The sequence below is a fragment of the Fulvivirga sp. M361 genome, from assembly GCF_007097395.1.
GTDB lineage: Bacteria > Bacteroidota > Bacteroidia > Cytophagales > Cyclobacteriaceae > Fulvivirga.
The window spans coordinates 14,005-26,495 of the sequence record NZ_VKDC01000031.1 but is presented as its reverse complement, the minus strand read 5'-3'; the positions used below and the strand labels follow the sequence as shown (position 1 = coordinate 26,495).

Below are 12,491 nucleotides of genomic sequence, written 5' to 3'. Positions count from 1 at the left end.
GATGGATGATAAGCAAAGTGAAAAGCCACCGGTCCTGGGAAGCTGGAAAAATATCTATGTACTGCTTATTGCCAATTTATTGCTCTTCATTATCTTGTTTTACGCATTCACACAGTATTTTTCATGAGTAGTATTGACTGGATTGTTTTATTCAGTACACTGGTAGGTATAGTAGCATACGGGGTTTGGAAAACGCGTGGCGCTAAAACAATGGATAGCTACCTAAGAGGAGGTGATGATAATAAATGGTGGGCTATTGGGTTATCCATTATGGCAACACAAGCCAGTGCCATTACCTTTCTTTCTACCCCCGGGCAAGCCTATACCGATGGCATGCGCTTCATCCAGTTTTACTTTGGACTGCCTGTTGCCATGATCATCATTTCAGTGTTTTTTCTACCTATTTACTATAAGCTAAAGGTTTACACGGCCTATGAATACCTGGAATCCAGGTTTGATGTGAAAACAAGGATGTTGGCGGCTTTTATCTTCTTGATCCAGAGAGGTTTGGCCGCTGGGATTACCATTTATGCTCCCTCTATTATACTATCTTCTCTTTTAGGGTTAAGGTTGTTTGAAACCAATATTATTATAGGTGTACTTGTAATCATTTACACTGTGTCAGGAGGTACTAATGCAGTAACACAAACCCAAAAGCAGCAAATGGCTGTTATGATGGGAGGGATGATTGTAGCGGGAGTCCTGGTTGTTTTGTCACTTCCGGAGGGGGTTGGCATTTCGGAGGCGCTTCATATAGCCGGTAAAATGGATAAACTGAATGTGGTGAATTTTGAATTTGACCTCAGCGATCGTTATAACTTCTGGTCCGGCATGACGGGGGCCGTATTTTTGTTTCTCTCTTACTTTGGTACAGACCAGTCGCAGGTACAACGCTATCTTTCCGGTAAATCACTGTCAGAAAGTAGGTTAGGATTGATGATGAATGGATTACTTAAAGTGCCCATGCAATTCATTATTCTCATTATTGGCGTTATGGTGTTTGTCTATTACCAGTTTAACCAGCCCCCTGTATTTTTCAATGAAACAGTGATGGAAAATGTTGAGCAAACAGAGTACGCTGAAGTAATTGAAACAGTAGAGTCTTATTATACAGAAGTATTTGAAGAGAAAAGAACGGCAGTAGGTGATCTGGTCCATGCGCTGCAGGGCAATGATGAAAAAAATATAGCCCTTGCCCAGAAGAAACTAAATAACCTTAATGAAAGATCAAAAGCGGTTAGTGATGAGGTCAAATATATCGTTAAAGCTGCCCTTCCCGATAGTGAGGCAAACGATAAAGACTATATTTTTATGCATTTTGTGATGAATACACTTCCTATAGGAATTGTAGGTTTGTTATTTGCTGTGATCTTTTCGGCCGCTATGTCATCTACGTCGAGTGAGTTAAACGCTTTAGGGTCAACTACTACCATTGATTTTTACAAACGGAAAATCAAACCGGAAGCTTCTGACAAGCATTATCTGAATTCTTCTAAACTCTTTACGCTAGGCTGGGGTGTTTTGGCGATTATTTTCGCTTCTTACTTATCCTTGTTTGAGAACCTTATTCAAGCGGTGAACCTGATTGGCTCATTATTTTACCCGATTATATTAGGGATTTTTATTGTGGCCTTTTTCTTTCCATTTGTAAAAAGCAATGCTGTATTCCTGGCCGCTCTGCTTGGCCAGGCTGTTGTTATTTATGTGCATTATTTAAATACGATAGATGCTGCAGGTGTGCTTACCATGGGGTATTTATGGTATAATGCGTTTGGCTGTGTGTTGGTGGTCTTGCTGGGTTTTGTTATCCAGGGTATCGGTCAGAGGCGCAGGACGGATTAAATCGTTATCACAGCTAAAAAAGCAAAACCCGCCCCTGTGCTGTGATAATGATATTCGGACAATAGCTTGTTGACTGGAAATTGACCGATTTTATTTCGATAAGGTGATTAAAAACCCTGCCGAATGTTATTGAAACTGTTCTTGTGCTTCCAATCACTTCCATGAAGTCACATTAGGGTATTTATCTTATAAATATCTATTTAGATAATCATGGGGATCAGTCTGTAACTTACTGATGATCAAATGTGAAATTGCCATTTTTGTATCTTCCAGCTGAAGTTTATTTGAATAAAAAAGAGAGGAACCGGGGGGTAATCCGGAGAAATATCAGGTGATAAATGACACGGGATTAACACATTACGAAATACACTGTATAAGGTTATCTGAACGATATCGTACAAATAATGTGCACTACTATTCACCCAAAGAGGATATTATGAACACTGTTAAAATCATAACTAATTGATAATCAGATAATTATATTTAATGAAATTTTTGGCATCAAATTGGTCATAAGGATGACAAACAATTTTAGGTCAAACAAATAACAACATGAAAAATTTAGCAAAAACATCTTCAATCCTGGCAATGGCTATTATGATCTTCGCAGCTTCTGTAAATACTTATGCAGACAATCGTGTAGATAAAACCGTTGAAAAAGCAAGATCCATTATTACAGATTGTTCTCCGGACGATTGGGAGTCCTATGCGAAAGCAGCTGATATGTGTATTAGAAAGCAGGTTAACCTGACAGAGGCTAAAACATGGTTGGACAAATCATTGACAATCAAAGAGAGTGCTTTAGGACATGAGGTAGCAGGTGATTATTATATGTCAAGCAAGCTCTACAAAAAAGCAGCTGATCATTACATTAAGAGTATGATGAAAATTAAAGAAAAAGACAATTCAGCTCAATTGAGTGATCTTCAGGCGAAAGTGAATAACGCCATAGTCAAATCAAAAGAATAAGACATCTTACATTAATCAATGTGAAGAAAGGAGCCCGGTGAACTACCGGGCTCCTTTTTTTGTCTAATTTTGTTTTTCATTGGAAATTCATTTTTGACTCTTTTGAAGAGTATGGGGCATAGATGCTGGTTTTTATCCTCAGTAAAATGTTGTCTGTGTATTTTTCCTGATAATTTAAGATAAATACCCTTAGCTTTATTGTATAGCTGTAATATTTATGAAGGCAATTCACTGGGCATTTTGTTTTTTATATCTCATAATGATGGCTTGTGGGAAGGTGGAAGAAAAAGTGACTGCGGAACATAAAATTTTGCCAACGGCTGACTTTTTCGAAATTATTCAACACGAGGATGTATTACTCGTAGATGTTCGAACCCCAGGTGAATATAAGGCAGGCTTTATTAAAGGTGCGGTGAATATTAATTTTGCCGATAAGAGCTTCACGAAGAAAATGAAATATTTTGATCGGGAAACACCTGTTGCACTATACTGTCGCATAGGGTGGAGAAAGCGCCAAAGCCTCAGAGGTGTTGAAATCACTTGGCTTTGTAAAGATATATGACCTGAAAGGCGGTTACAATGCCTGGAAGACATCAAGTATTCCTTTAACTCAATAGAAATGAACAAGAACAGACGCCGGTTTATGGTCGGGGCATTGAAAGCTGTCAGCTCTTTTGTATTGTTAGGACGCAGTAGTTCGTCATTTGCCAATATCTTATTACCGCAGCCGAAGAAAACACTGGGCGTGGCCCTCGTAGGGTTGGGTTACTACAGTACAGATTTGCTGGCCCCGGCACTACAACTCACAAAATATTGCAAGCTCACGGGGATTGTAACAGGTAGTCCTGAGAAAATACCTGTTTGGCAGCGGCGTTATGGTATATTGGATAAGAATGTATATAACTATGATAACATGTCTGATGTGGCTAATAATCCTGATATAGATGTGTTATACATTGTATTACCTACAGGCTTACACAGTAAATATGCTATTAAGGCAGCAGTAGCAGGTAAGCATGTATGGTGTGAAAAACCTATGGCCAGAACCGTTGCTGAGTGTCAGGCCGTAATAAAAGCCTGTCGTGATAATCGGGTAAAACTGAGTATAGGTTATCGTATGCAACATGAACCTAATACTCAAACGATTATAAAGTGGGCAAAAGAAAAGCCTTATGGTAATATTCTTACCGTGAAAGCAGAGGCCGGATATTACGACGGTAGAACTAATCATTGGAAACAAGATAAAGCCTTAGGAGGCGGTGCAATGTATGACATGGGAGTCTACCCCTTAAATGCCACCCGATACGTAACAGGTATGGAGCCCCTTGCCGTTACAGCCCGTCATGAAACGAACCGGCCTGAGGTATATGATGAAGTAGATGAAACTACCTTTTTTGAACTGGAATTTCCCGGGGGAACGCAAGCCAGCTGTGTGACCAGCCTGGGTATAGGAATGAATGAACTTCATGTAAATTGTGTGGAAGGGTGGTATGGATTAGCGCCATTTCAGTCCTACGGAGGTATACGAGGCAAAACCAGTGACAGTATTCTCCTTAATAGATCTATTCCTAATCAGCAGGCAAAACAAATGGACGATGATGCTTTGTCCATTTTGAATGATCAGACCGTACTGGTGCCGGGAGAAGAGGGTTTAAAAGATATCAGAATAGTAGAGGCTATTTACCGTTCTGCTGCGGAAAAGAAACGTGTGGTACTTTCTTAAAAAGCTTTCGGTGTCTCGGTGCATCAGCCTATCATTTACTATCATTGCATTCCATTAAAATCATAACAGCATTCATCACTGGCACGTTATAATACTCGCGTCATTAGCGGGAATCATTATCGGGGTATCCAAATCCGGTATTAAAGGGATAGCCATGTTGGCAGTAGCATTACTGGCAATAGCTTATGGCGCGAAGTCCTCTACAGGTATTATGTTACCTATATTGATAGGTGCTGATATTATTGCTGTTTGGTATTACCATCGCCATGCCCAATGGAGCCACCTGCTAAAACTGATGCCCTGGATGGCGGCAGGTGTATTGTTGGGTGTTTGGGGTGGTGGAGTGTTGTCGGATGAGATGTTCCGGCACGGGATGGCAGTGGTGATCCTGATCAGCGTTGTTATTATGGTCTGGTGGGAGAAGAGTAGTAAGAGAATACCGCAATCGAGAAGTTTTGGTATTGTTATGGGCCTTTCTGCAGGATTCGCCACTATGGTAGGAAACCTGGCCGGTGCATTTTCGAACATATACTTCCTGGCGATGCGTTTGCCGAAAGACCAATTTATTGGCACTGCCGCCTGGCTGTTTTTCATGATCAACCTTTTCAAACTACCCTTTCATATTTGGGTATGGCATACGATCACCTACGACTCATTACTGGTTAGTCTTAGGATATATCCCGCCGTTTTAGTCGGGTTTTTCATTGGTATCCGATTGGTAAAACTGATCAGGGAACACAACTATCGTCAAATGATATTATTGCTGACTGCGTTAGGAGCTATCCTTATTCTTTTTAGGTGAAAAAAGTTTACTCTGGTAAAGTTTGATTCATTACAGCGTTTTGTCGACTTTTTTGTTTTTAATTCCTCGGGATATTAATCCTTAAATTATCGCGATTCTATCTTCTCATCTATGACCTTTTAGCATCTTTTGTTATAGCTTTTACTAAAGTTTTCATTTAAGAAACAAATAAATAATTATCTTAATGCATCCATTTAAGAAAGATATAGTCTTTACGTTACGAACAAAATTATGAAAGGTACTTATTTAGGTGAATTTCAAGAGGTAGTATTACTATCGGTACTTATTCTTGGTGAAGAGGCTTATGGGGTACGTATCCAGGAAGAGATCCAGCATGAAATGAAACGTGTCATCAGTAGGGGAGCGTTACATACTGCACTGACACGTCTGGTGGAAAAGGGTTTTTTAACTTCTAAAATGGGTGAAGCTACCCGCGAACGTGGCGGAAGAAGGAAGCGGCTGTACCTGGTCACTAACCTTGGAAAAGATACGTTACGTGAAGTAAGACTGCTACGGCAGCAACTATGGCAGAAAGTACCCGGCTGGGCCCTGAATATTACTATATGAAGCAACGTAACGGGCCTCCTGAGCTATTAACGAAATACTTTGCGTGGTTTTGTGCCGATGAGTACTATGAAGAACTACAGGGGGACCTGGAAGAGTCATACTATAAAAACATTAAAATTTACGGCACAAAAAAGGCATGCAATCTCTACAGGAAGGAAGTGATACTTATGTTGCGTCCTTCGGTCATAAGAAAAGTCAAAAACCATACGATAAACTCAAACAACATAGACATGATTTCTAATTACTTCAAAATAGCCATTCGCACCATGCTGACCCAAAAGATGTATTCTTTCATCAACATACTGGGGCTTGCTATAGGTATGGCTGCTACCATTCTTATTTCCATTTATATTCATCATGAACTGAGCTACGACCGATATCATGAAAAATCAGACAGGATATATCGCTTGTCACGTGAATGGTTAAACGAGAATGGTGAATCAAACCTTCACCTGGGGCATGTAGCTCCTCCTTTTGGCCCCTTGATAGCAAACGATTTTGAAGGTGAAGTTGAACAGGTCGTACGGCTTCTGACAGGAGGTGGTCCTCTGATGCAAAATGGTGATAAAAAGTTTGAAGAGGAGCGGTTATTCTTTGCAGAAGGGAATGTATTTGAAATTTTCTCGTGGAAGCTGTTAAAGGGAGATCGAAAAACGGCTTTAACAGAACCTAATACTATTGTTCTCTCCGAAAGTTCAGCGCGTAAATATTTCGAAGAAGAGGATCCATTGGGAAAGATGATCACTTACAACAACTTTGGTATGTCACAAGAAATGAAAATCACCGGCATCATCGAGGACACACCTCAAAACTCTCATTTCAGGTATGATATGCTGGCGTCATTCGTGACGGTGGAAAACTTTATGGGGCGTGAAGTAATGATGCGCCGTTGGGGAAGTAATAACTACTCTACATTCCTGTTGTTTCCTGAAGGGTACAATGTGACTAATTTTGAAACGCAGCTCCCTGGCTTTATAGATAAACACCTGGGAGAAAACAGTAATGGGCAGCCGGCTTCCACCACCAACAAATTGCACTTAATGCCTTTGGCCGATATTCATTTGCATTCTCACCTCGATTCGGAAATTGAGGCCAATGGTGACATAAAATATATCTACGCCTATATCATCATAGCCTTGTTTATACTCGTCATAGCCTGTATCAATTTTATGAACTTGTCCACTGCCCGGTCTATGAAAAGAGCTAAAGAGGTGGGGGTGAGGAAAGTAATGGGGGCTAACCGCTCATCATTGATCTGGCAGTTTGTAGCAGAATCCATACTTGTAGCTTTAATTTCATCACTGCTAGCTATTGGATTGGTAATCATGGTATTGCCTTGGTTTAATAATTTCGCTGATAAAGAGTTGGTATTACAAACGATGGATCTGTCTTTCTTAGCCATGTTGGTGTTAGCAGTGACCCTGATAGTAGGGCTGATAGCGGGTAGTTATCCCGCATTTTTTCTGTCGGCTTTTCAACCTGCTAAAGTGCTGAAAGGAAGCAAACTGACAGGAGCAGGCAAAAAAGTAAATCTGCGATCCGCACTTGTCGTATTTCAGTTTTTTATATCGATCTGTTTGATCATCGGGGTAGGAATAATAGGAGATCAGATCGACTATATGAAGACCAAAGCGCTAGGGTTTGATAAAGAGAACATGGTGGTGCTACCATCCAATGACGAAATATATAATAACTTCCAGGTAGTTAAAGATCGCCTGGCCAAGCAACCGGGTATTGCAGAGGTCACACTTACAAGTCGGGTGCCTTCGGGAAGGTTACTGGATTCACAGGGAGGGACCGCTGAGGTGGACGGTGAAATGAAACAAATAGGCTTTAGAATAGCCGATGTTCATGTAGACCATAACTACTTGAATACACTAAGCGTACAGTTTTTGGCAGGAAGGAATTTTGATCCTGAGCTCTCCAGTGATTCGAGTGAAGCGTTTATTTTGAATAAAGCAGCGGTAGATGGGCTGGGTTGGCGAACACCGGAAGAGGCGATAGGTAAAAAGTTTAATTATGGAGGCCGTAAAGGATATGTAATAGGTGTGACAGATAATTTTCACTTTGAATCGCTACACCAGAATATTGCTCCTATAGTATTTGTAGTTACGCAGGGCAGAGGTAATAACATTATCGTTAAAGTAAAGGAAGGCTATGAACAACAAACGCTGAGCTACCTGGAAGAAGAATGGACCCATTTACGTCCCGGATATTTGTTTGACTATTACACCATTGGAGAACGCTTCAATGAACAGTACCAGGCGGAGGAAAAACTGGGAGAGCTCATCACATATTTTTCAGGGCTTGCCATCTTCATCGCTATGCTGGGACTCTATGGTTTATCTTCGTTCACCATTGAACAAAGCACTAAAGAGATCGGTATTCGTAAGGTGTTGGGAGCGTCGGTGAATAGTGTTATGTACATGTTCACAAAGCGATTTGCCATACTTGTGATCATAGGGATCGCATTGGCTGCGCCGGTGAGTTATTATGGTATGCAAGAGTGGCTGGAAGCTTTTCCTTATAAAACCACTATGCAGCCGTTGACATTTATTATCGGTGGGTTACTCGCGTTGGTGTTTGCTATTATGACAGTGGGGGCTGAAATTATGAAGGCGGCTGTTTCCAATCCGGTGGATACTTTGAGGAGTGAGTAATACTGTTCTCACAGAGGGTGAGGTGAAAGGAGGTTTTTAAGGGGTTACACGATATGCCCGGGTAGTTCTTGGCTCTCTGGTTTTATCGTTATGGTCGTTGTATTCCAGGAATTTTTCATGCAGACGCTTTATCATCTCCTGATGAACAGGATCATCAATGAGGTTTTTTTCCTGCTGCAGGTCATGGTCCAGGTTGTACAACTCTGTGGCTTTGTTATTCCTGTCAACAGTCAATACCCAGCTTCCTTCCCTTATGGCACCATCTTTGGAATGGCCAGCCTGGTAGAGTAAAAAAGGATGCAACGGTGTATCTTTCTTATGCCTTCCTGTTAGTAGTGGCATGAGTGAGGTACAATCCATCGCTTGATCTTCCGCCATATTTTGCTCAGTCAATTCATATATAGTAGCCACCCAATCATGGATCAGTATCGGTTCATGGGAAACGGATAATGGTTTAACAGTCCCCGGCCATTTGACAATAAAAGGTACACGATGACCTCCTTCATATATTGAAGCTTTATAGCCTGTTAACGGGCCATTATTATCATGGCCTTCAACGCCATAATCACAGACCTTTGGCCATAGCGCTCCGTTGTCGCTGGTAAAGATAACAATGGTATTTTCTGATAACCCTTCTTCTTTCAGCTTTTTCAATAACTTACCTACCTGCACATCTAATTCATAAACAACATCACTTGTGCTTCCGCCAGTCATATCTTCCACGGGATCATCCAGTTCTGTGGGGTCTCCATCAAAATCTTTTGGCGGGGTGTGAGGAACATGGATGGCTTGAGATGCAAAGTAAAGCAGAAATGGCCGGTCTTGTTGTTCAATTCTGTTTTTGGCTAAGTGATTGTCGATGAAATTGAAAGCTTTATTCACCAGCATGATGCCTGTTTGGCTGGAATTATAGTCTACGTCACCAATGCCTGTTTCTTTTGGATGTTCAACAATTTCAGATATACCGTTTTTCCCCATTTCGTATCGGCCGTTTGCCCACATTTTAGTGCTACGATTGTCAGCGGGTCTGGTCGGATCGAAAGGTGTATAAATCCCATTTTCGAAAAAGGCAAATGGCGCATGTTGAATGCCGCTGGGTAAGGAATACGAGTAATCAAAACCGTATTCATTGATTGAATTGTGAACCCCTTTGCTGAAATCCATGAGATGGATATTATCTTGTTGTCTGATAATTTCTCCATTTTTATCCCGGATGTCTCCACCCAAGTGTGACTTGCCAAAAAAGGCCGTTCTATACCCGGCTTGCTGCATAACTTCTGCTACGGTTATATGATGACCAACCTTGGTGTGGTTGTTTAAGTCGCTGAATATTGAAGGAGTATTTGTATTCCATGCACCGCCAGCTTTATGTGATCGGTAAGGATAACTGCCCGTGAGCATACTGAAGCGAGAGGGGGCACAAAGGGCAGCGGGAGAGTGGGCATCTGTAAATCGCATGCCTTCATTGGCCAGCTGATCAATGTTAGGTGTGGGTATAAGACCACCATAAGACCCCAGATCACCGTAGCCGATGTCATCTGCTAAAATAACTATGACATTTGGTAAGTTCTCAGTTTGTTTTGCCTGGGAAAAGGTATCGGTGAGAGGAAGTGTTAATATTCCCGTGACGAATAGAAGTAAGGTAGTATAGTTTTTATAGATCCCAGTACTTTTCATTGAGGTATTAGTTTTATGGTATGACTGTCGTAATGCTATTCAATAAAGCACTTGAAAGCAAGAGTTGTATTTTCTCTTCCATAAATTTTCAGGATAGTTTTGGGTTAAATATTGATGGGGAATAACTCTTTAGCGACAATAAAATGTGACTTGACTGACACATGGTGTTGACTTGGGATGTTTTGTATAGCGCTTGAGAGGCAAGAGATTTGAGCGGAGAGGGGTGTTTGGGTGTAGATTGATTAATGGAGTAGAGAGAAGGTGTGGAAATTCTATTTAACATAATATAAATTATATAACAAACGCTAGGAATTTGCGGCCAGACGCGCAGCGGATGGTTAATATAAAATCAGATATATAACTTCGGGCGGGCCTGTGCGTTGGCAGTTGTATATCGGTAAAGATTTTATGTTAAAGCAAATTCCGGTCTCGCATTGATGAAGTTTCATCCAGAGGGCGAACGATATCCTAACAGCCAGCCCTAGCAAATTCTCCACCGCGCGGAACCTAATTTGATTACATAATAATATTATATTAATAAAGGTTTCATCTTTCAAGTTGACATTTCCGTTTAGCAAGATCGTTTGCCAAAAAGGTTTCCTTAATTATATTTAATTCATTAATAATCAGACTGTTATATAATTTGTTGTTATGTCTAAATAGCCGCCTGGCCAGCGCGCGAGGCTTACCCCACAGCTTGCCCTGACCCTACGGCTATATAAAGTTTTTTCCCAACGCGCTTTGTCACGCTTGTGGCGTGATGGGCCAAACCCTGAAACAAGAGATTTATCGTCAAATCCCTGGCGTTCTATTTTTCAGTATCCTGTACGATTGTACGGGTAAGTTTCAAATACGCGATTCTTAGGGCTTATGATTTGCCGCTGAAACACTTGTTGCCTGCGCTTTATTCTTTAAGCAGAATCTTGGCGTTATTGCGATGAGCGAGTGTGCGAGCGAAGAAGCAATCTCCTTATTAGAACACTGGATCTTGCTTTGCTGAACGGCTTTGAAGTGCTCACCGGTTGGCTGTCTTTTAATTGTGTTTCCCGGATCGCGTCCGGGACAGGCTGCAGTGCCCTCGTGCCGGGCAGGCAAATACTTTTGGCATTGGCCCAAAAGTATTCAAAAACCCTAGCCAAAATAATCACTATCTACCCGCAAGCCTCCCCACGCCCGGTATTTTGGCGGGCCAACGCTCATTAGAGTTCTATTTAACATAATGTGATCTTCTTATTCATTTTAACCATTCTAAAAATTAACTTAGGGCATGGATGAAACGGAAAAATGGTACTTGTCATTAGTAGAAAAGAGCCGAAAATTAAGAAATAAGAAAAACGAACCCATTAAAAAGATTGCAAAGTATCCTTTACTTGGCTTTAATTCAGACCTTCAGACTATCAAATTAAATGAGAACACGACTATAGAGAAAGTATCTTTAAATGAACGACAAGATCTCTATGGGATTCATAACGTTGAAAATGAATACTTCCTCGTAAAGAAACTGCTTGAATATGAATATATAGTTGTGCACAACTTTCAAGAACTACCAAGCGTAATGCATGGTATTTCCTCGAAATTGAGAAATGATTTATTAGCTCTTCTCAGAATAACGAGATTAGCTTGTGTTGACATCTGGAATATTAGAAACTATTGGTTCGATGATACTTCAGCTAATTATAATTCTGTTGGCATAACTACCTATAAAACAGGAGAAGATTACTTCGTTCATGACCCCTACCACTTAATTAAGAAGGACGCATTTAAACTTAGAAAACTATGGAAAAGATTCTCTGAACATAATGCTGATAAAGCCTTAGATATAGCACTAAATCGCTTTAATTATTCTTTCAGTCGGTTAAATCTGGAAGATAAAGTAATAGATTTATTTATTTCTATTGAAGCCATGTTTGGGGATACAGGAGGTGAGCTCTCGTACCGCATTTCTCTTCGAATGGCCAAGTTTATTGATATTCCGGCGGAAAGGGAATTTGTTTTTGAATTTGTGAAAAAAATGTATGGAGTTAGAAGTAAGCTCGTTCATGGAGCCTCTCTATCCAAAAAAGATCTTTCGATTTTAGGTGAATCTTTTAGCCTCGAAGAAGCCATTTGGTATTTATACAAATTAATTCGTTTGGCTTTGAGTCAATACATTATAGATCATTCAGGAATTTCTGTTTCAGATTTTAGAAAAATGATCGATAAAGAGATTCTAAAATAACATTTGAATCTAATATTCCCACACACAGGTCAA

9 protein-coding genes are annotated in these 12,491 nt (G+C 40.6%); 8 read left to right on the top strand and 1 reads right to left on the bottom strand.

Annotated features, from left to right (window positions below):
- Positions 1-123: 123 nt before the first annotated feature.
- From FNH22_RS24490 to FNH22_RS24460, 7 genes are all read left to right on the top strand, one after another.
- Positions 124-1,842 (top strand): sodium:solute symporter, encoded by a 1,719-nt coding sequence (locus FNH22_RS24490; RefSeq protein WP_143401139.1) that lies wholly within the window; start codon positions 124-126, stop codon positions 1,840-1,842.
- A 552-nt stretch (positions 1,843-2,394) separates the two neighbouring features.
- Positions 2,395-2,811, top strand: coding sequence for a hypothetical protein (locus FNH22_RS24485; protein ID WP_143401138.1), 417 nt, complete (start codon positions 2,395-2,397; stop codon positions 2,809-2,811).
- A 217-nt stretch (positions 2,812-3,028) separates the two neighbouring features.
- Entirely contained in the window at positions 3,029-3,373 is a 345-nt protein-coding gene (locus FNH22_RS24480) for a rhodanese-like domain-containing protein (RefSeq protein WP_143401137.1), read from the top strand.
- A 57-nt stretch (positions 3,374-3,430) separates the two neighbouring features.
- Complete coding sequence (locus FNH22_RS24475) at positions 3,431-4,534, top strand: Gfo/Idh/MocA family protein (RefSeq protein ID WP_143401136.1); 1,104 nt, start codon at positions 3,431-3,433, stop codon at positions 4,532-4,534.
- A 70-nt stretch (positions 4,535-4,604) separates the two neighbouring features.
- The gene (locus FNH22_RS24470; RefSeq protein WP_221420348.1) at positions 4,605-5,336 is read left to right on the top strand and encodes a sulfite exporter TauE/SafE family protein; all 732 of its coding nucleotides are present in this window, start codon (positions 4,605-4,607) and stop codon (positions 5,334-5,336) included.
- A 231-nt stretch (positions 5,337-5,567) separates the two neighbouring features.
- Entirely contained in the window at positions 5,568-5,903 is a 336-nt protein-coding gene (locus FNH22_RS24465; RefSeq protein ID WP_143401134.1) for a PadR family transcriptional regulator, read from the top strand.
- Positions 5,861-8,563: an ABC transporter permease gene (locus tag FNH22_RS24460; protein ID WP_221420346.1), complete on the top strand. Its 2,703-nt coding sequence runs from the start codon at positions 5,861-5,863 to the stop codon at positions 8,561-8,563. The genes FNH22_RS24465 and FNH22_RS24460 overlap by 43 nt, the downstream gene beginning before the upstream one ends.
- Before the next feature lie 36 nt (positions 8,564-8,599).
- Here FNH22_RS24460 and FNH22_RS24455 read toward each other — a convergent pair whose 3' ends face one another.
- Positions 8,600-10,240 carry an arylsulfatase gene (locus FNH22_RS24455; RefSeq protein WP_143401133.1) on the bottom strand — a complete coding sequence of 547 codons (1,641 nt, stop codon included), beginning with the start codon at positions 10,238-10,240 and terminating at the stop codon, positions 8,600-8,602.
- Positions 10,241-11,507: 1,267 nt separating this feature from the next.
- On the opposite strand from FNH22_RS24455, the gene FNH22_RS24450 reads away from it, so the two are divergent.
- Positions 11,508-12,458: a HEPN domain-containing protein gene (locus FNH22_RS24450; RefSeq protein ID WP_143401132.1), complete on the top strand. Its 951-nt coding sequence runs from the start codon at positions 11,508-11,510 to the stop codon at positions 12,456-12,458.
- Positions 12,459-12,491 lie beyond the last annotated feature (33 nt).

Bases quoted from the DNA above. Each gene is read 5' to 3' on its own strand.
- FNH22_RS24455 (WP_143401133.1), bottom strand. From the start codon at position 10,240: ATGAAAAGTACTGGGATCTATAAAAACTATACTACCTTACTTCTATTC.
- FNH22_RS24485 (WP_143401138.1), top strand. From the start codon at position 2,395: ATGAAAAATTTAGCAAAAACATCTTCAATCCTGGCAATGGCTATTATG.
- FNH22_RS24465 (WP_143401134.1), top strand. From the start codon at position 5,568: ATGAAAGGTACTTATTTAGGTGAATTTCAAGAGGTAGTATTACTATCG.
- FNH22_RS24490 (WP_143401139.1), top strand. From the start codon at position 124: ATGAGTAGTATTGACTGGATTGTTTTATTCAGTACACTGGTAGGTATA.
- FNH22_RS24480 (WP_143401137.1), top strand. From the start codon at position 3,029: ATGAAGGCAATTCACTGGGCATTTTGTTTTTTATATCTCATAATGATG.
- FNH22_RS24450 (WP_143401132.1), top strand. From the start codon at position 11,508: ATGGATGAAACGGAAAAATGGTACTTGTCATTAGTAGAAAAGAGCCGA.
- FNH22_RS24475 (WP_143401136.1), top strand. From the start codon at position 3,431: ATGAACAAGAACAGACGCCGGTTTATGGTCGGGGCATTGAAAGCTGTC.
- FNH22_RS24460 (WP_221420346.1), top strand. From the start codon at position 5,861: ATGGCAGAAAGTACCCGGCTGGGCCCTGAATATTACTATATGAAGCAA.